The 19416-nt window shown below is 57.2% G+C and carries 20 protein-coding genes and 1 CRISPR repeat array; of the genes, 19 read left to right on the forward strand and 1 reads right to left on the reverse strand.

Features of this window, described 5'->3' with window-relative positions:
• The first annotated feature begins 452 nt into the window (after window positions 1-452).
• The 11 genes from ade to H8710_RS09165 all read left to right on the forward strand — a co-directional run bounded on the left by ade (window position 453) and on the right by H8710_RS09165 (window position 11488).
• A complete protein-coding gene (ade, locus tag H8710_RS09115) occupies window positions 453-2189 on the forward strand; it encodes an adenine deaminase (protein ID WP_249295200.1) in 1737 nt (578 codons plus the stop codon).
• A gap of 265 nt (window positions 2190-2454) precedes the next feature.
• Window positions 2455-2940 carry a GNAT family N-acetyltransferase gene (locus H8710_RS09120; protein ID WP_249295201.1) on the forward strand — a complete coding sequence of 162 codons (486 nt, stop codon included), beginning with the start codon at window positions 2455-2457 and terminating at the stop codon, window positions 2938-2940.
• Window positions 2941-2996: 56 nt separating this feature from the next.
• Window positions 2997-3866, forward strand: coding sequence for a methylenetetrahydrofolate reductase [NAD(P)H] (metF, locus tag H8710_RS09125; protein ID WP_249295202.1), 870 nt, complete (start codon window positions 2997-2999; stop codon window positions 3864-3866).
• Window positions 3867-3868: 2 nt separating this feature from the next.
• The gene (locus tag H8710_RS09130; protein ID WP_249295203.1) at window positions 3869-4519 is read left to right on the forward strand and encodes a vitamin B12 dependent-methionine synthase activation domain-containing protein; all 651 of its coding nucleotides are present in this window, start codon (window positions 3869-3871) and stop codon (window positions 4517-4519) included.
• A gap of 170 nt (window positions 4520-4689) precedes the next feature.
• A CRISPR array of direct repeats spans window positions 4690-5059; the repeat unit is 33 nt; unit sequence GACGCGCTTCTGGTGAGCGCGAGGGATTGAAAC.
• Window positions 5060-5209: 150 nt separating this feature from the next.
• Window positions 5210-7576: a homocysteine S-methyltransferase family protein gene (locus H8710_RS09135; protein ID WP_249295204.1), complete on the forward strand. Its 2367-nt coding sequence runs from the start codon at window positions 5210-5212 to the stop codon at window positions 7574-7576.
• A gap of 68 nt (window positions 7577-7644) precedes the next feature.
• A complete protein-coding gene (locus H8710_RS09140) occupies window positions 7645-7968 on the forward strand; it encodes a MazG nucleotide pyrophosphohydrolase domain-containing protein (protein WP_249295205.1) in 324 nt (107 codons plus the stop codon).
• 14 nt (window positions 7969-7982) lie between these two features.
• A complete protein-coding gene (locus H8710_RS09145) occupies window positions 7983-8483 on the forward strand; it encodes a pyridoxamine 5'-phosphate oxidase family protein (protein ID WP_249295206.1) in 501 nt (166 codons plus the stop codon).
• A 41-nt stretch (window positions 8484-8524) separates the two neighbouring features.
• Complete coding sequence (locus H8710_RS09150) at window positions 8525-9067, forward strand: putative immunity protein (RefSeq protein ID WP_249295207.1); 543 nt, start codon at window positions 8525-8527, stop codon at window positions 9065-9067.
• Window positions 9068-9097: 30 nt separating this feature from the next.
• Window positions 9098-9532, forward strand: a complete 435-nt coding sequence (locus H8710_RS09155) for an Rrf2 family transcriptional regulator (protein WP_249295208.1) — start codon at window positions 9098-9100, stop codon at window positions 9530-9532.
• A gap of 421 nt (window positions 9533-9953) precedes the next feature.
• On the forward strand, window positions 9954-10547 hold the full coding sequence (locus H8710_RS09160) for a hypothetical protein (protein WP_249295209.1): 594 nt from the start codon (window positions 9954-9956) through the stop codon (window positions 10545-10547).
• An 83-nt stretch (window positions 10548-10630) separates the two neighbouring features.
• Window positions 10631-11488, forward strand: coding sequence for an AraC family transcriptional regulator (locus H8710_RS09165; protein ID WP_249295210.1), 858 nt, complete (start codon window positions 10631-10633; stop codon window positions 11486-11488).
• A gap of 79 nt (window positions 11489-11567) precedes the next feature.
• On the opposite strand, the gene H8710_RS09170 is transcribed toward H8710_RS09165, so the two are convergent.
• Entirely contained in the window at window positions 11568-12419 is an 852-nt protein-coding gene (locus H8710_RS09170; RefSeq protein ID WP_249295211.1) for a histidinol-phosphatase HisJ family protein, read from the reverse strand.
• Window positions 12420-12752: 333 nt separating this feature from the next.
• Here H8710_RS09170 and ruvC point away from each other — a divergent pair, with 333 nt between their 5' ends.
• The 8 genes from ruvC to H8710_RS09210 all read left to right on the forward strand — a co-directional run bounded on the left by ruvC (window position 12753) and on the right by H8710_RS09210 (window position 19396).
• The gene (gene ruvC / locus H8710_RS09175) at window positions 12753-13256 is read left to right on the forward strand and encodes a crossover junction endodeoxyribonuclease RuvC (protein WP_249295212.1); all 504 of its coding nucleotides are present in this window, start codon (window positions 12753-12755) and stop codon (window positions 13254-13256) included.
• Between the two features lie 195 nt (window positions 13257-13451).
• A complete protein-coding gene (gene ruvA, locus H8710_RS09180; protein ID WP_249295213.1) occupies window positions 13452-14054 on the forward strand; it encodes a Holliday junction branch migration protein RuvA in 603 nt (200 codons plus the stop codon).
• Between the two features lie 219 nt (window positions 14055-14273).
• Window positions 14274-15293: a Holliday junction branch migration DNA helicase RuvB gene (gene ruvB, locus H8710_RS09185; RefSeq protein WP_249295327.1), complete on the forward strand. Its 1020-nt coding sequence runs from the start codon at window positions 14274-14276 to the stop codon at window positions 15291-15293.
• 28 nt (window positions 15294-15321) lie between these two features.
• The gene (locus H8710_RS09190) at window positions 15322-16200 is read left to right on the forward strand and encodes a class I SAM-dependent methyltransferase (protein WP_249295214.1); all 879 of its coding nucleotides are present in this window, start codon (window positions 15322-15324) and stop codon (window positions 16198-16200) included.
• 76 nt (window positions 16201-16276) lie between these two features.
• Window positions 16277-16762 (forward strand): transposase, encoded by a 486-nt coding sequence (locus tag H8710_RS09195; protein ID WP_249295215.1) that lies wholly within the window; start codon window positions 16277-16279, stop codon window positions 16760-16762.
• A gap of 16 nt (window positions 16763-16778) precedes the next feature.
• Window positions 16779-17633 (forward strand): energy-coupling factor transporter ATPase, encoded by an 855-nt coding sequence (locus H8710_RS09200; RefSeq protein ID WP_249295216.1) that lies wholly within the window; start codon window positions 16779-16781, stop codon window positions 17631-17633.
• Window positions 17634-17667: 34 nt separating this feature from the next.
• Entirely contained in the window at window positions 17668-18588 is a 921-nt protein-coding gene (locus tag H8710_RS09205) for an energy-coupling factor transporter ATPase (RefSeq protein WP_249295328.1), read from the forward strand.
• The gene (locus H8710_RS09210; RefSeq protein ID WP_249295217.1) at window positions 18581-19396 is read left to right on the forward strand and encodes a CbiQ family ECF transporter T component; all 816 of its coding nucleotides are present in this window, start codon (window positions 18581-18583) and stop codon (window positions 19394-19396) included. The genes H8710_RS09205 and H8710_RS09210 overlap by 8 nt, the downstream gene beginning before the upstream one ends.
• Window positions 19397-19416: the final 20 nt, after the last annotated feature.

The following is a 19416-nucleotide window of genomic DNA, read 5'->3' on the forward strand; positions in this document are numbered from 1 at the left end:
ATGGGACAGGCTTTTCGGAAATCCGCACAGAAAATCGGGGAAAGGGGTTGTCAAAAACATATTATACTATTATAATATTATTTAACAGACCAATCACAAAGATTGATTTGCGCGGAAGAAACTGCGCGATTTTTCTGAAAATTTAAATAATATTACAAAGGGTACCACAAAGCAGGCTTTTAGAAAAACCTGGCTCTGTGGTACGGATTTTGTTTTAAAATCCGTACTGGAATAAAAGCCAAAAGCACAAAAGCTTTTGGCTTTTATTCCATACCCGCTGTAATAGGAAATAATCGTTTTATAGGGGCGGAACTGCTGTGAAGCCATCCGGTACGGGCAGGGGCGGTGAGGACCGATGCGAGCCTTTGATCCAGCACGCTTCGGAGGACAGGGACGTTTTTCGAAATTTGACAGCATTTCCGGAAAAAGGGATAGAAAGGTGGTCATGATCGATGAGAGAGCGGCAAAACAGGAAGAGGATGGTCGCTTTGGGAGAAATTCCAGCGGAGCTTGTCCTCAAAAACGGACGGGTTGTGAACCTCTTCAGCGGACGGATTTTTACCGCCGACGTGGCCGTTGAAGGCGGGATCATCGCCGGGGTGGGGAGCTACCGGGGGGAGAAGGAAATCGACCTGCGTGGCGGCTGCCTCACCCCGGGGCTCGTCGACGCCCACCTGCACTTCGAGTCGTCCATGGTGTCGCCCAAGCTGTTTTTAGAACGGGTGCTGCCCTGGGGTACCACCACCCTCATCGCCGACCCACACGAGATCGTCAACGTTCTGGGGGCGGAGGGGATGCGGTACCTCTTACGGGAGACGGAAAACGTCCCCGCCGACGTTTACGTCATGCTGCCCTCCTGTGTGCCGGCGAACCGGCTGGAGCAAAACGGGTTTCCCTTCCCGGCGGCGGAGATGGCGGAGTTTTTAAGCCATCCTCGGGTGCTGGGGCTGGGGGAAGTCATGGACGCGCCCTCGGTGCTCTCCGGGGACGGGGAAATCTGGGCGAAGCTCGACCTTTGCCGGGACAAAATCATTGACGGGCACGGGCCGGGGCTTTCGGGGAAAGAATTGCAGGCCTACCGCCTTTCCGGCGTCATGACCGACCACGAGTGCGTCGGCTGGGACGAGGCGCTCCGCAAATTGGAGCAGGGGTTCTATATCCAAATCCGGGAGGGTTCTGCCGCCCGGAATTTGGAGGCCATCGTCAAGGGGATGCTCAAAGATAACGTCCCCTGCGACCGGTTCCTGTTCTGCACCGACGATAAGCATTTAGACGACATCCGGCGTGAGGGGCACATCCGCTGGAACGTGAAAAAGGCGGTTTCCCTGGGGCTGGACCCGGTTTCCGCCCTGCGGATGGCGACTCTCAATCCGGCCATGGCTTACGGCCTGAAAAGCACAGGGGCGGTGGCCGCTGGCTACAAGGCGGATTTGGTGGTTTGGGACAATTTATCGGACTTTAACCCGATGATGGTGTTTAAAGACGGAACGCTCGTCTCCGAAAGCGGCTCGCCGGTGCTTATCGCGCCGAGGGGCGGCGAAATCCCAGAAGGGGAGGCCCGGCACACTGTAAAGCTGCCGCCTTTGCGCGCGGCGGATTTCGCCCTCAAAGCGGAAAAGGCGTTCCCGGTGGTGGAGATCATCCCCCATGAAATTACGACGAAAAAACGGATGATGGATCTGTCCGCCGATGAGGACGGGAACTTCGCGCCGGGGGGAGAGCTTCTGAAAATCGCCGTCATCGAGCGGCACGGGCGGCAAAACCGGATGACGGTGGGGGTGATTGCCGGCGTCGGGCTTCGGGGTGGGGCCATTGGGACCACCATCGCCCACGATTCCCACAACCTGCTGGTCATAGGGGACAGCGACGACGACATGCTGGCGGCGGCGGAGGCTTTGCGGGCGTGCCAGGGCGGCTACGCCATCGCGGCAGGGGGCCGGACTCTGATGACCCAGCCCCTGCCGGTGGCGGGGCTTTTTACCGACGACCCGAACTCCGGCATCGAGGAAAACGTGGCGGCAATGCTGGCCCTCGCCCGGAAAATGGGGGTGCGGGAAGGGGTGGACCCCTTCACCACCCTGTCGTTTATGGCGCTGCCGGTGATCCCGGAGCTGCGGGTGACCGACGGGGGCATTTACGATGTTTTGGCGGGGGAGATGCTCATTCCACCGCGGAAAATCGGGGAATAGCGATTGGAACGCCGCTGACTAGGCGGCGCGTGGGCAGATCCTGACGGGGGATTCTGTTTCGGAGAGGAAAATCGACGAGCGATGACCCAAAATACAGCCGCCGCTTGTGGGGCAGTCGGGTGAACCGCTGAGGGAAATGCTGTCCCGTTGAGGAAAATCAGGGAGCGGCGGACCGAAAGGCGAGGTCGTGGGCGCAATCGGAGCCCGCTGACTTTTATAGAGAGCGGGATGGTGGACTGTCCCTGTCAAAATCGGAGGAAAAAATTTGGAAAAGACGATAGAATACCGCCATGTGGGCGGGGACGATAAAAGATTTGCGGGCCTTTGCCGGGAGCTGGATGCGTGGCTCTTAGAGGCTGTAGGGGCGGAGGATTTGGCCCCTTATGAGGAGCTGAACCAGGCGGTGGGGGTGGAGGACGCTTTTCTCGCCTTTGACGGGGAAGAAGCCGTCGGCTGTGTCTGCCTGAAAGCTTACGACGGCGAAACCGCCGAGATGAAGCGGTTTTTCGTCCGGAAAGGCTGCCGGGGGCGGGGAATCGCCCGGGGTCTTCTAGAAACGCTGGAGGCTTTCGCCCGGGAGCGGGGGTACAAGCGCCTCATCCTGGAGACGGGGGAAATGCTCACCACAGCAGTGCGGCTCTACCGGAAGGCGGGGTTTGAGACGATACAAAATTACGGCCCCTATGAAAAGATGGAAGAATCCCTCTGCATGGGAAAATCACTGGGGCAGAACCGCGCCATTTCCGGCTAAAAGCTTGACGTAAGCGAAAATTTTGTGGGATTGCTTTATAGAAAGGTTTGACAGTCATGAAAATCAGCGAACTCTTAAAACAGGACCGGGTGACCATCTCCTGCGAGATATTTCCCCCGAAAAAAGACGACGATTTTGAAAAGGTGCGGGCGGCGGCCGAGAAAATCGCGGCGCTGAGGCCCGATTTTATCTCGGTGACCTACGGGGCAAGCGGCGGCACCTCCAAAAATACGGCGAAAATCGCCTCCCTCATCCAGGAGGAATACGGCGTGACCGCTCTGGCCCACCTGACCTGCGCTTCCTCGACGAAAGAAGAGGTGAGCGGGGTCATCGAGAACCTGAAAACGGCGGGTATCGAGAACATTCTGGCCCTGCGGGGCGACATTCCGGCGGGGGCGGAGTTCCCGGCGCCCGACCGGTTCCAGTACGCCAGCGAACTGATTGGAGAAGTGAAGCGCCACGGGGATTTCTGCATCGGCGGCGCCTGCTACCCGGAGGGGCACATCGAATGCGGCTCCCGGGAGCTGGATTTAGACCACCTGAAGCAAAAGGTAGACAGCGGGTGCGAATTTCTGACCACCCAGATGTTTTTTGACAACAACGTGCTCTACAGTTTCCTTTACAGGGCGCTCTTAAAGGACATCCGGGTGCCGGTGCTGGCGGGGGTCATGCCGGTGATCAACAGCCGGCAGATCAAGCGGAGCTGCGAGCTTTCGGGCACCAGTCTGCCGCCCCGGTTTCAAAATATCGTGGACAAGTTCGGGGATCGTCCCGCTGCCATGAAGCAGGCGGGCATCGCCTACGCCACCGAGCAGATCATCGACCTGATCGCCAACGGGGTGAAAGGCATCCACCTTTACACCATGAACAACCCCGACGTGGCGGCAAGCATCATCGGCAACCTGTCCGATGTTTTGGGGCGCTGAGCATGGAGTTAAAGGTCGATAAACAGGAGATCGTCCGCTACCTGGGTTACGGGAAGAATCAGCCGGACGGGGCGGTGATGGCCCAAATCGACGAGTGCGTCGCCGAGCTCACGCGGGCTTCCGCCATGAAGACGGTGAGCCGGATGTTTCCGCTGAAACACCTCTCCACAAAGGAAATCATGCTGGGGGAACTGCGGATTGGGAGCGAAAAGCTTAGTAAACACCTGCGAAACTGCGACAAGGCCATTTTGTTTGCCGCCACGCTGGGGACCGGGGCGGATCTGCTCCTCCGGCGGTGGTCGGTGGCGGACATGAGTAAGGCCGTTATTATGCAGGCGTCAGCCGCGGCGGTGATCGAAGCCTACTGCGACGCCTGCCAAAAAGAGCTGAGCGCCGAGGCGGCCAGGGACGGGTTCTATCTGCGAAGCCGGTTCAGCCCGGGGTACGGGGACTTTCCCCTCGATTACCAGAGGGAGCTGTTAAATTTGCTGGACGCGCCCAAGCGAATCGGCCTCACGGTGACGGACAGCATGATGCTCACGCCGACGAAATCCGTGACGGCGGTGATGGGACTTACGAGGGAGAAAGAGAGCTGCAACGTCCATAAATGCGCGACCTGCGAGGCGGTGGACTGCCCCTTCCGGCAGGAGTAGGGCGAACCGGGGCCAAACAGAAAATCCCGGGAGGTCCGCGCAGGAAAACGGGCGGATTTTCCACTGTGAAGGGGCTTTTTCCGGCAGAGAGGGGCTTCATGGGTCTTTCTTCGGACGGATTTTTGGCGGAAAGGGACAAAAGGAGAGCCGGTGATTTGTGGCTTTTTGCTGACGCGCTTCTGGTGAGCGCGAGGGATTGAAACTCCTACAACCGGGACAGCAACAAGGTCATATCTGACGCGCTTCTGGTGAGCGCGAGGGATTGAAACTCCGATACACCCCGATTTAATTTTGGATGGAAAGGGACGCGCTTCTGGTGAGCGCGAGGGATTGAAACGCATACTTAAATCTCCTTTCTCACAAGCATTTTTGACGCGCTTCTGGTGAGCGCGAGGGATTGAAACTTGGCATATTCTGCTTTTGGATGACCAGTTTTTCGACGCGCTTCTGGTGAGCGCGAGGGATTGAAACTGTTTGTCCATTGCTGTGCGTTCCCACGGTAAATGTGACGCGCTTCTGGTGAGCGCGAGGGATTGAAACAAGATTTCCGTTTTTCCAGTACCGGTGCTGGCCTGACGCGCTTCTGGTGAGGGCGTGAATTGAAACGAATGATGCGCTTGCTTTGTGTCTTGGTGAGCGGCAGCCGCGCCTGCGGGCGGGTGGATAAACAAAAGGAAAGGAACGAACGAAATGACGAAACTCTTTGATCTTTTGGGGAAGCAAACCCTCTTTTTTGACGGGGCCATGGGCACCCTGCTCCAGGAGATAGGCATGGCTCCCGGCGAGTTCCCGGAGAGCTGGAATCTTTCCCGCCCGGACGACATCAAAAGCATCCACAGAGCCTATCTGGAGGCCGGATGCCATATTTTAAAGACCAACACCTTCGGGGGCAACCGGGTCAAGATGGCGGAGGCGGGGCTTTCGGTCGAAGAGGTGGTCAAAGCGGGCGTTTCCATCGCAAAAGAGGCGGCAAAGGGGTTTGAAAACCGGTTCGTCGCGTTGGATATGGGCCCCACCGGCAAACTGATGGAGCCTTTGGGCGAGCTTTCTTTCGACGAGGCTTACGAGGCGTTCAAGGAGATGGCGATAGCCGGGGAAGGGGCGGGGGCCGACCTCTGCCTCATCGAAACCATGAGCGACACCTACGAAACCAAAGCCGCCGTGCTGGCGGTGAAGGAAAATACCTCCCTTCCGGTGTTTGTGACGATGATTTTCGACGAGCAGGGAAAGCTCCTCACCGGCGGCGACATTCCGGCGGCGGTGGCCATGCTGGAGGGACTGGGCGTAGACGCCCTGGGTTTTAACTGCGGTGCGGGGCCGGAGCAGATGGGGAAACTTCTGCCCCAGCTTTTGGACTGCACCTGCCTGCCGGTCATCGTGAACCCCAATGCCGGACTCCCGGTCAGCGTCAACGGGAAAACGGTTTTTAACGTCAATCCCACCGAGTTTGCTCACGAGATGGAGAAAATCGGGAAAATGGGGGCCTGGATGTTAGGCGGCTGCTGCGGCACCACGCCGGAGCACCTAAAGGCCACGGTGGAGCGGTGCGGGGGCATCGAGCCGAAGCCTTTGCCGGAGCCTTGCCGCACTGTCGTTTCCTCCTACGCCAAAGCAGTGGAATTGGGGGAAGTGTCCGTCATCGTGGGCGAGCGAATTAACCCCACCGGCAAAAAGCGGTTTAAAGAGGCGCTGAGGGAAAACGATCTCGATTACATCCTCCGGGAGGGCATCACCCAGCAGCAAAACGGCGCCCATATTCTGGACGTAAACGTGGGGCTGCCGGAAATCGATGAAAGCGCTGTCATGGCGGCGGTGGTGCCGAAATTACAGGGGGTCGTCGACCTGCCCCTGCAAATCGATACGACGAATATCGAGGCCATGGAGCGGGCGCTGCGGATCTACAACGGCAAGGCCATGGTCAATTCGGTCAACGGCAAGGCGGAGTCGATGGAGGCGGTGTTCCCGCTGGTACAGAAATACGGCGGCGTGGTGGTGGCCCTCACCATCGACGAGGAGGGAATCCCCGAAACCGCCGAGGGGCGGCTGAAAATTGCCGAGAAGATCGTCAAAACCGCCGGGCGCTACGGCATCCATAAGCGGGACATCATCGTGGACGCCCTGACCATGACCATCAGTTCGGGGCCGGATTCCGCCCTCGTCACCCTAAAGGCCATGGAGCTGATCAAAAAAGAGCTGGGCGTCAAGACGATTCTGGGGGTCAGCAACGTCTCCTTTGGCCTGCCGAAAAGGGAAATCGTCAACAGCGCCTTTTACCTTTTGGCGCTGGAGCACGGGCTGGACGCGGCTATTATCAACCCCAACGCCGAGGCCATGATGGAGAGCTATTTCGCCTACCGGGCCTTGGCGGCCAAAGACCCTCAGTGCGGAAATTACATCGCCCGGTACGGCGGGCAGGACAGCGCGCCGAAAACCCAGGCGGCGGGGCGGCTTTCCCTCCACGACGCCATTGTCCGCGGCCTTCGTGACGACGCTTATGAGGGGGCCAAGGAGCGGGTGCAGCAAAAAGAACCTCTCGCCGTCATCAACGAGGAGCTGATCCCGGCTCTCGACGTAGTGGGCAAGGGCTTTGAAAAGGGCAGTATCTTTCTGCCCCAGCTCCTCATGAGCGCCGAGGCGGCAAAAGCGGCCTTCGAGGCGGTCAAGGAGAAAATGGGCACAGGGGCCGGGGCCAAAAAGGGCAAAATCATCCTGGCCACCGTCAAGGGGGACATCCACGACATCGGCAAAAACATCGTCAAGGTGCTGCTGGACAACTACGGCTACGAGGTCATTGACCTTGGAAAAGACGTGGAGCCTCAGCTTATCGCCGACACCGCTTTGAAAGAGGACGTGCGTCTCGTGGGCCTCAGCGCGCTGATGACCACCACCGTCCCCAGCATGGAGGCGACGATAAAGCTCCTCCGGGAGCAAAAGCCCGGCTGCAAGGTCATGGTGGGGGGTGCTGTCATGACCGAGGAATACGCCAGAATGATCGGCGCCGACCACTACTCCAAGGACGCTATGGGCTCGGTACACTACGCGCAATCAATCTTATAGGGATTCAATACGGATAGGACGTTTCTGCCCCAGGGCGGTAAAATACGCGGGGAAGGAATGGCAGGAAGATGGGAAAAGGCATTACCATCCGGTATTTGCAGCAATACATCCGGGATAAAGACCACCATCCCGAGGCTTCGAGGGAGTATTTTCTCAAACTGGCGGAAGAGGTGGGGGAGCTGGCTCGGGCTATGGGCAAAAATCCGCCGCCCGCCACCGAAGAAACGGTAAAAGGCAGCGTGGAAGAGGAAATCTGGGACGTGATCTACTATGCCCTTGCCCTCGCCAACTGTTATGACATCGACATTGAGCGCTGGATTCTGGTAAAAGAGGCCCTCAGCCGGGAAAAATACGGCGGCCCGGCCTTCACAAGCCCGAATAACGATGAATAGAAGGAGAAATCCATATGTTTCGAGAAATGCGCCGCAAAAAACAGGCGCTCCCAATAGAAGAATGTGAAGCCGTCCTGTGGCGGGGCACCTCTGGCGTGCTGGCGGTGCTGGGGGACGGGGGATACCCCTATACGGTGCCCCTGAGCTATGTGTACGACGGGGAGAAAATTTTCTTCCACTGCGCCAAAACGGGCCACAAGCTGGACGCCATCCTGCGGGAAAGCAAGGTTTCTTTCTGCGTCCTGGATGTGGACCAGGTGGTTCCCGCCGAGTATACCACCTATTACCGGAGCGTCGTCGCCTTCGGGCGGGCGCGGGTTTTGGAGGATGTTTCCGAAAAACGAAAAGCTCTCGAAAAGTTGGCGGAAAAGTATTCGCCGGAGCTGGAGCGGGGCCGGAGCTTAGAGATCGACAAGCAGTTTGCCGGGGTGTGCATGGTGGAGATTCAAATTGAGCACCTGACCGGCAAGGAGGCCATCGAGCTTGTCCGTCAAAGAGAAATAAACGGCAACTGACGGCGGCGGATTACGCTCCGGGAATGAATACGAGGTGACAAATGGACTGGATAAAAGAGGTTGAGGCCGCCCAAAAGGCCAAAAGACAGATTTTATTTTCAACTGACAGCGAATTTTTATCGGATTTGCAGGTTTCATTAGCAGTCCAGGACCGTCGGACAGTTATACTGTGGGCGCTGGAGCTGGCGGGGGAAGCGGTTCGCACGCTGGAGGAAAAATACCCCGGTGAGCAAAGGCCGGCAAATGTTTTGGAGGCGGCGCGTCTCTGGGCTTCGGGCAAAATCAAGATGCCAGAGGCTAAAGCGGCGATTCTCGCCTGCCACGCTATGGCAAAGGAGCTTTCCTCTCCCGAGGATATTGCCCTCTGCCATGGCGTGGGGCAGGCTTGCTCTACGGTACACACGGCGGGACACGCCATCGGTTTTCCTGTTTACGAGCTGACGGCCATTGTCCACAGATTTGGGATAACGCAGTGCCGGGAGCCGGTGGAAAACCGCAAACGGGAGTATCTTGAGCGGCTTATATACTGGAAGGAGCATATGGGAGACGGCCATGGACAATGGGCGCCTTTTTTGTGCAGATAACCTGCGGCAAATGATACAGGAGGGGAAAACGTGAGAATTTCGACCAAGGGCCGCTACGCGCTGCGGCTGATGCTGGATCTGGCAGTCAACGGGGAGGGAAAAAACCTGCCCTTAAAAACCATTGCCGCCCGGCAGGAGATTTCCGACAAATACATGGAGCAGCTCATCAACAGCCTCGTCAAGGCCGGGTATGTCCAGAGCGTCCGGGGCGCCCAGGGGGGCTACCGGCTCAAGGGCGAACCAAAAGATTACACCGTGGGGATGATCCTGCGCCTCATGGAGGGGAGTCTCAGCCCTGTGCCCTGTATCGACGGGGAGGAAAACAGCTGCCCGAGGGCGGAAAGCTGCGTCACGGTGGAAGTGTGGCAGAAACTGAAAGACGCCATCGACGGGGTGGTGGATTCCGTCACTTTGGAGGATCTGGTGCAGAGGCAGCTGCAAAAGGAAGCCGGGAAAAACGGCTGACGCTTGTTAAGCGGATTTGGGGCCTCGATTCTCCAATGGCAGATGAAGCGTCCCGCCAGGGATAGAGGGCCAAGGCGCGCTTTATCAGGACAGAAGGCTCTGTAAAATCCTGCGGAGCCTTCTGTTTTACATATGAAGCTGTTTATGTCCGTGGAAGCAGCTGTCTGCTGGTTTACACGGAAGTATTTTTTCATCTCCATGGGGTATGGTCTTTTTTTGACCGGCGGACCCGCCTGAAATGGGAATTTAACTGTTTGGACAAAAATCGACAATTGATTTTTACAGCGCAGTCTGTTAAGATGAGTACTGTTTTGCAGGCACCTGGGAAATACGCCTCTTTCAAGGAAAACCGCGGAGGCTTGCAGGCGAAAAAGCGCCCCGCTTGTGGAGGGCGGGATAAACCGGAAAGGCGGATGGAGAGATGAAAAAATTTTTAGCAGCTTGTATGGCGGCTGTAACCATGATATTGATGGTATCCTGCGGCGGGGATAAGTTCACGCCCAATGTGATGACAAAGGCGGACATCGGCGTTATTCGGGTATCTGACGGGGAGAAAATCACCTACGGCATGAAGCGGATCGACGCCGAGAAAATCCTCGGAAATACCGATGCTGCCAATATGGCCTATATGAGCTACGACGGGGGAAAGATCGGCGTGTATTACCGCCTCACCGACGAATCGGGGAAGCAACTCACCACCGACCGGCAGACGGTGGCGGGAATTGTGCTCACGCCGGATGCGGCCGGATTTTACGAGACGCCCCGGGGCCTTGAACCCGGCCAGACGACCCAGGAGGTCCTGGACCTTTACGGCGAATACCCGGGCGTTCAGTCGGAACTGATCCTGTCCTACCAGTACGACGTGGCACGGAAGAAGATGATCACCCCCCAGCAGAACAACCCCGACCGGGACATGGGGCTTCGCGATCAGGTGATGGTTCAATTCACGCTGGACGGGGAAAAGGTGATTTCCGTCTCGATGATGGATAGGCAGATGGCCCTTTTGATGAACTGACAAAAGCCTCTCATTTTCAAACACGAAATGAGAGGCTTTTTCCAAAAAACAGGAGTATACTTTGATCAACGGGAGATGATGAAATGGATTGGCTTAAAAGGCTCAATGAAGCGATGGAATACATCGAAAAAAACCTGGAGGGAAAGCCGGACCCAGAGCAGACGGCGAAAATCGCTTGCTGTTCGGTGTTCCACTTTCAGCGGATGTTTTCCTACATGGCGGACATGCCCCTGTCGGAGTATGTGAGGCGGCGGAAGATGACAAAGGCCGCTTTCGACCTGCAAAACGGGGAGAAGGTGCTGGACGTGGCCCTCAAATACGGCTACGATTCGCCCACTGCGTTCACCCGCGCCTTCAAGGCGGTTCACGGGGTACCTCCGTCCGCCGCACGGGAGGAGGGGGTGTCTCTCAAGTCCTATCCACCCATCTGTTTCCTGATTACGATCAAAGGAGATGTTCAGATGGATTACAAAATCATTCACAAGGACGCATTCAAAATCGTGGGGCACAAGCGGCACTACGCCGGGAGCGTGGAGGAGTGCTTCCAGCAGGTGCCCCTCTTCTGGGGCGAGGCCCATGCAAACGGCTGGATTCCGCCCCTCTGTCCGCTGATGGACGGGGAGCCCATGGGAGTGCTGGGGGTCAGCGCCTGCCAGAAACCCCACGACTTCGACTACTTTATTGCCGTGGCGACTAACAAGGACACCCCGGAGGGCCTTAGTGAATATGTCGTTCCCGCCTGCACTTGGGCGGTGTTTGAGAGCGTCGGCCCCATGCCGGGTGCCATCCAGACGCTCCAGAAGCGCATTGTCACCGAATGGCTGCCAAACTCCGGCTACGAGTACGCCGACGCGCCGGATATCGAAGTCTACGGCCCCGGCGACCAGTCCGCCGCCGATTACCGCTGCGAAGTGTGGCTTCCTGTGGTGAAAAAAGGATAACGTCCCATATAAAAAGCCGCGCGGGTACTCCGCACGGCTTTTTTCGTTTTGGAAGCGAAAAATGTTCCCAAAACGGCAATTAGTTATAATCTTCGATGAGGTGGAAAATGGGTTTGCGGTTTTCAAAGGAGCAGACGGAGGAAAAGCCCGCCTGTTTTAAGAGCTGGTAGCCCGCTTCCAGGTCAGCGGCCACGTCGTGGGGGTTGTGGGCGTCGGAACCGACGGTGATCATTTTGCCCCCAAGGCTTTTATAAAGTTCGAGAACCGAAAGACCGGGCAGCATTTCCCCCACATCCTGCCGGATGCCGGAAGTGTTCAGTTCGATGCCCTTACCCCGTTCGATGACCCGTTTGAGCACTGCAGTGAGATCATCGGCGTAGTCCATCAGATCGGCTTTGAGGCCCCGGAAAGCAGCGTAGCGCTTGATGAGGTCGATATGGGCCAGACAGTCGTAATCGCACTCGTCCGCCAGGCGGTAGAGGGCTTCAAGATAGGTGCGGCAGAACCAGCTGAGGTTCTGTTTTGTGTAATCGGCCACATAAAGGTCCACATGGCCTAAATTGTGAATGGAGCCAAGTACAAAATCAAAGTCGAAGGCATCCATCAGCTCAGAAGCGTAGGACGGGTCCTCAAAGGGCTGGCCCGCCTCCACCCCGAACCGGACGGGCATGGCGTTTGGATAACATTCCCGAAATTGATGCAGTTCCTCCTGGTAGTCCTCGAAATTTTCGAGGGTGAAGCCGTGATTTGTCAGCGCCAAGGGATCGTTCCCGGAGCTTTGGGCGTTTCCGCTTGGGAAAAACTCAAAATGGTTGGTGACGGCGATTTCACTGAGTCCCCGCAGACGGGCGGAGGCCGCCATCTCCGCGATGGTGGAGCGGGAGTCGGGGGAATGGTGGGTGTGCATGTGGTAGTCCGCAATCCAGTTCAAAGCAATGCCCCTTTCCTTCGTCAGTCGATACCGGTATCATTGTAGCCCCAGGCTAATCGGTTTGTCAATGCGGGTTTTTCAAGGATTCACAAAAGGTGCGGAAACTTCGTCAACCCCGCTAAAAATTGTCGAAAAACATCGAAATTTTCGTGACTATTTTGAGGCGGGGCAGAAAGGTTTTTTTTCGCACTTTTCGGCGTTGTGCAGAAAGCCAATATTTGCAAAAAAGATTTGTCAGATTAAAACGATTGTGCTATAATATTCTAATAATGCATTGAAATGGGAGCGGCGGATTGTCGACATCTGTTTCTGGAAGAAAGGCGGGGAAAAACCATGCGGATTCTGGGGATCGACCCCGGCTACGCCATTGTGGGCTGCGGCATCATCGAATATGACGGGCGGAATTTCCGCACCATCGAATATGGAGCCATCACCACCCCTGCCGGCATGGATTTTTCCGAGCGGCTTTCAGAGATTTACGATCAGCTCATGGAGCTCATCCACGTGTACAAGCCCGAGGCCATGGCGGTGGAGAAGCTTTTTTTCAACTCCAACCAAAAGACGGCCATCGACGTGGCCCAGGCCCGGGGCGTCATCGTGCTGGCGGCAAAACAGGCCCAGATTCCCTGCTACGAGTACACTCCTCTTCAGGTGAAGCAGGCGGTGGTGGGCTACGGGCGGGCTGTGAAAAAGCAGGTCATCGAGATGACGAAGAAAATCCTTTGCCTCCAGAAAACCCCAAAGCCCGACGATGTGGCCGATGCGCTTGCCATCGCCATCTGCCACGCTCACACCGCACCTAGCCGCATTAATAAAGAATTGTTGGGGATGAGGTAGAGTGGTTGGTTTCGTAAAGCTTAAAAAGTGTGGGCGGGCTCACAACAGTATCCAGCAGGATTAAAAAAGATGCGGTAGGGGCGACCATCGGTCGCCCGCCGATGAGCAGGAAATAATTGGAAGAAATATTTCGGAACGTTTCAATATAAATTTTGCAGGGTGCGTTCCCTGCCGTGTTCAGAAAGGAAGATTTCCATGATATACAGCATCCGGGGAATTTTGACCCATGTGGAAAACAATTTCGCCGTCGTCGAGTGCGCCGGCGTGGGGTACGGCATCCGCACCTCGGCGGTGACCATTTCGCGGCTCCCGAAACAGGGGGCGGAGGTCACCTTCTATACCTACCTCCACGTCACCGAAAATATGCTGGACCTGTTCGGATTCTGCGACCAGAGCGAATTAAACTGCTTTCGGATGCTCATCACCGTGACGAGAGTCGGCCCCAAGGCGGCTTTATCGGTGCTCAGCACCGTCACGCCGGAGCGGTTTGCCCTCTGCGTGGCGTCGGGGGACGCGAAGACTCTCGCCGGGGCGCCGGGGCTGGGGCTCAAGACCGCCCAGCGGATTATTTTGGAACTGAAAGACAAAATCACCAAGGAGCAGGTGGCCGGCGGCATCGCCGATGTGCCCAGCTTCGACCTTCCCACCGGCTCCAACGCGTCGGAGGCCATCTCCGCTTTGGTGGTGCTGGGCTACGGGCAGGGGGAGGCCGCCGCGGCGGTCACGAGGCTCGACCCGAACCTGCCGGTGGAGGAACTGATCAAACACGGCCTCAAGGCGCTGGCGGGCAAGCTGTAACAGCGCGGGGCGCATCCGTCGAAACGGACGCGCCGGTGCCCGGACGTTTGACGCGAAGTCAGGGAACAGCCGCTGCGGACAGGCAAAAGCCCATGCGCGCGGCGGTTTCCTCTGAGAGAAAATGCCGTAAAGAACCGATCAACCGGGGGGCCGGAGCGCCCGAAAGATACGACCAAAAGGGGATTACACATGTTTGAGTCACAGCTCGAAAACGGGGAGATGGATCTGGAAAACCGGATCACCGCCCCCGATTATAACAACAACCAGGACGCGGACGTGGAGTTCTCCCTCCGCCCCAAGACTTTAAGCGAATACATCGGGCAGGAAAAAGCCAAGGAAAACCTGTCCGTTTACATTGAGGCGGCGAAACAGCGGGGCGAAGCCTTAGATCACGTGCTGCTCTACGGCCCTCCGGGGCTCGGCAAGACCACCCTGTCCCAGATCATCGCCAACGAACTGAACGTGAACCTCAAGATCACCTCCGGCCCGGCCATCGAAAAGCCTGGCGATTTGGCGGCGCTGCTGACGAATCTCGGTCCCGGGGATGTGCTGTTCATCGACGAAATCCACAGGCTTTCAAAAGCCGTTGAAGAGGTGCTCTATCCGGCCATGGAGGACTTTGCTTTAGACATCATGATCGGCAAAGGCCCGTCGGCCCGTTCCATCCGCATCGATTTGGCCCACTTCACTTTAGTCGGGGCGACGACGAGGGCGGGACAGCTCACCTCGCCCTTGCGGGACCGGTTCGGGGTGCTGCTGCGGCTGGAGATGTACTCGCCGGAGGAGCTTTGTCAGATCATCGTGAGGAGCGCTGGGATTTTAGGTATTCCCTGCGACGAGGAAGGTGCTATGGAGTTGGCAAAGCGCTCCCGGGGGACTCCCCGTATCGCCAACCGGATGCTCAAGCGGGTCCGGGACTTCGCTCAGGTCATCGGCAACGGCACGGTGACGCGGGAAATCGTCGACACCGCGTTGAACCGGCTGGAAGTAGACAAATTAGGCCTCGACAACATCGACCGGCGGATGCTTCAGACCATCATCACCCACTATAACGGCGGGCCGGTGGGGCTTGAGACCATCGCCGCCGTGCTGGGGGAGGAGACGGTCACCATCGAGGACGTGTATGAGCCTTATCTGATGCAGCTGGGCTTTTTGTCCCGCACGCCGAGAGGCCGCTGCGTGACGCCGCTGGCCTACAAGCACTTGGGGCTGGACAAAAACGGGCAGACACTGCTGTAAATTACCCTTGGAAGGATGAAAAAACTCCATGAGAATTGCCAATAGCTGGGCAGACTATCAATTAATTGATACATCAGGCGGCGAGAAGCTGGAAAAATGGAAGGACATTTCCCTCATTCGGCCCGACCCGCAGATTATATGGGATACTGAAAGACAAAACTCCCTCTGGAAAGAGGCAAACGCCCGTTACCACCGGTCCGACAAGGGCGGCGGCCGCTGGGAGGTCTACAAAAAGCACCCGGAAAGCTGGGACATCGGCTACAAGGGCCTCCGCTTTAAGATTTCCCCCACCGGCTTCAAGCACACCGGGCTTTTCCCGGAGCAGGCCGTCAACTGGGACCAATTTATCGAGTGGATTCCCAAGGCCGGGCGGCCTATTTCGGTGCTGAACCTCTTCGCCTATACCGGCGGGGCGACCTTAGCCTGTCTCAAAGCAGGCGCTTCCGTCTGCCATGTGGACGCCTCCAAAGGCATGGTCCAGTGGGCGAAGGAAAACGCCCAGCTATCGGAGCTCAGCGACAAGCCCGTCCGCTGGATTGTGGACGACTGCGAAAAGTTCGTACAAAGGGAACTGAGGCGGGGACGGCGGTACGACGCCATCATCATGGACCCGCCGTCCTACGGGCGCGGCCCGTCGGGCGAAGTCTGGCAGCTGGAGGAAAAAATCTACGGGCTTTTGGACCTCTGCGCGGGAGTTCTCTCCGAAAATCCGCTCTTTGTGGCCCTCAATTCCTACACCACCGGGCTTTCGCCGTCGGTCATGGCCTATCTGTTGGGCGTGACGGTGGGGAAGGGCCGGAAAGGTACCGTTTCCGCCGACGAAATCGGACTTCCGGTACAGCAATCGGGACTGACGCTGCCCTGCGGCTCCACCGCTTTTTGGATGAGCGGGGAGATAAACAAGTGAGCGTTTTGCAATCGAATGGTGTAGGGGCGGATTCCATATCCGCCCGATAAGAAAACAATATACAGGCGGTCAGAAAATGGAATTGCCCAAACGGAAGAAAAACCGGCTAACCGGATACGATTACAGCCAAAACGGGGCGTATTTTGTTACGATATGCGTTGTGGAAAAACAAGAACTGCTGTGGAATGTAGGGGCGCGCACTGCGCGCCCGCGAGATACCGCCCCATTGTCTCAGTATGGTCTGGTGGTGGATGCCGCAATTTTGGAGATTCCGAAACATTATCCTTGTATTCGGGTCGATAAATATTGCGTTATGCCGAATCATATCCATTTGATTTTGATGTTGCAACAGGATGACGGGCGCGCCATGCGCGCCCCTACAACATCGACTGTCGTGAACCAAATGAAAGGCGCTGTCACCAAACAAATAGGCTTCTCGTTTTGGCAAAAATCTTTACACGACCGCATCCTTCGAAACGAACGGGAATACCAAAAGATATGGGAATATATCGACACAAACCCGCTGACGTGGGAGAAGGATTGTTTTTACAGGCAGGGGTAGCCCCGGAAAGGACGTTATGGAACGAAATATCAAAGCCGAACGGCTCTTTTTTGAATACGTGGACGAGGAGAGCGGCAGCCGCGTTCCCGTCCTCAAGGACCTGAACCTTACAATCGGGCAGGGGGAGTTCGTGGCGGTCTTAGGCCACAACGGCTCCGGCAAATCGACGCTGGCAAAGCACTTTAACGCGGTGCTCCTGCCCACAACCGGAAAGGTCTTCGTCAACGGCATCGACACTTCCGACGAAGAGAAGCTCTTTGAAATCCGGCAGCACGTGGGCATGGTGTTCCAGAATCCCGACAACCAGATCGTCGCCACTATTGTAGAAGAGGACGTGGCCTTCGCCCTGGAGAATCTCGGCGTGGAGCCATCTGAAATTCGCCGCCGGGTGGACGAAGCCCTCAAACAGGTGGAGATGTACGAATATCGAGAGCACGCCCCCCATCAGCTCTCCGGTGGGCAGAAACAGCGGGTGGCCATCGCGGGCATCCTCGCCATGCGGCCCGACTGCATCGTCTTAGACGAGCCCACCGCCATGCTGGACCCCAAGGGCCGGCGGGAGGTTTTAAAGACCATCCGGCAGTTGAACCGGGATTTCGGCACTACCGTCATCCTCATCACCCACTATATGGACGAGGCGGTCAAGGCCGACCGGGTGGTGGTCATGGACGACGGGAAAATCCTTTTGGACGGCACGCCCAAAGAGGTGTTCCCCCAGGTGGAGCTTCTAAAATCCGTCGGCCTCGACGTGCCCCAGGTGACGGAACTGATCTATGAGCTGAAGAAAGAGGGGTTAGACCTCCCCGACGACGTGCTCACCGAGGACGAATGCGTAGAGGTGCTGAAAAACCTCTTACAAACGGCGGGGTAGGGCGGCCGAAGGACGGCAGCAAAGCGTTTTGCGGCTGATTGAACCCATTCCCGGCGGCGAAGCCAAGCGAAAGGAAGAACGGAATTTGGTAATCAAGACGGAGAACCTGACCTACGTATACGGGCAGGGAACCCCTTTTCAGAAAACAGCGGTGGACAACGTGAACCTGACCTTCGAGGGCGGCGAAATCATCGGCGTCATCGGCCATACCGGTTCGGGAAAATCCACCTTGATCCAGCATTTCAACGGACTGTTAAAACCCACCGCGGGGAAAATCACCCTGGACGGGGAGGACATCTGGGCGGATAAGAGCAGGCTCCGGGCTGTGCGCTTCAACGTGGGGCTGGTGTTCCAGTACCCCGAGTACCAGCTCTTTGAGGAGACGGTGTATAAGGACATCGCTTTCGGGCCGAAAAACATGGGCCTCTCCGAAGAAGAAATCGACAAGCGGGTCCGGGAGGCGGCGGAGTTTGTCGGCCTGCGGGCGGAACTCCTGGAAAAAAGCCCCTTTGAGCTGTCCGGCGGGCAGAAGCGCCGGGTGGCCATCGCGGGAGTCATCGCCATGGAGCCGAAGGTGCTCATTCTGGACGAGCCGACAGCCGGCCTCGACCCCAAGGGGCGCAACAAGATTCTCGATCAGATCAAGGCCTACCACGACAAGGTGCAGAATACCATTTTGCTCGTCTCCCACAGCATGGAGGACGTGGCAAACTACGCCGACAAGGTCCTCGTCATGAACGAGGCGAAGGTTTTCGCCTACGACACGGTGGAAAACGTCTTTGCTAGAAGCGACGAATTAAAAGCCATCCGGCTGGCGGTGCCCCAAGTGACGAACGTGTTCCACAGGCTTCGGGACGAGGGGCTGGACGTGCCCAAAAACGTTTACACCGTGGGCTACGCCAAAAAGAAAATCCTCAAGGCCCTCGAAGAAAAGGGGGTGTTCCCCCGTGCTTAAAGACATCACCATCGGGCAGTATTTCCCGGGGCAATCGGTGGTTCACCGGTTAGACCCCCGGATGAAGATTTTACTGACCATCGGCTACATCGTGCTCTTATTTTTGGCGAACCAGCCGCTGGGGTTCCTGCTGGCGGCAATCCTGCTGGCTGTTTGCTACTGGGTGGCGAAAATCCCGGTGCGGATGATCGGCAAAAGCTTAAAACCCATCATCCCCATTTTGATTTTCACCGCCGTTTTGAACGTGTTTTTCATCTCCGGCGGGACCGAACTCTTCCACTGGTGGATTTTTCGCCTCACCACCGGCGGGCTCTACACCGCCTTTACCATGGCGGTGCGCATCGTGCTGCTCATCGCGGGCAGTTCGCTGTTAACCTATACCACGTCCCCCATTACCCTGACCGACGCCATCGAGCGGCTGTTAAAGCCGCTGAAAGTGGTGAAATTCCCCGTTCACGAGCTTGCCATGATGATGTCCATCGCGTTGCGGTTCATCCCCACCCTCATCGAAGAGACCGATAAGATCATGTCGGCCCAGAAGGCGAGGGGAGCGGACCTTGAAAGCGGCGGCATCATGCAGCGGGCCAAGGCGCTGATTCCCATCCTCATTCCGCTGTTTATCTCGGCCTTCCGCCGGGCAGAGGAACTGGCGCTCGCCATGGAATGCCGCTGTTACCACGGCGGCGAGGGCCGCACCCGGATGCGGCAGCTCCATCTGAGCTTCCGGGACTGGGCGGCGGCGTTTGTCATGGCGGTGGGAATCGCGGCGGTTGTGCTGTTAAACCACTTTTTGCCGTTTGTGATTTAGTGTGAACAAAACGGAGGCTC

Origin of the sequence: Fumia xinanensis (assembly GCF_014384905.1) — a bacterium.
Taxonomy (GTDB): domain Bacteria; phylum Bacillota; class Clostridia; order Oscillospirales; family Ruminococcaceae; genus Fumia; species Fumia xinanensis.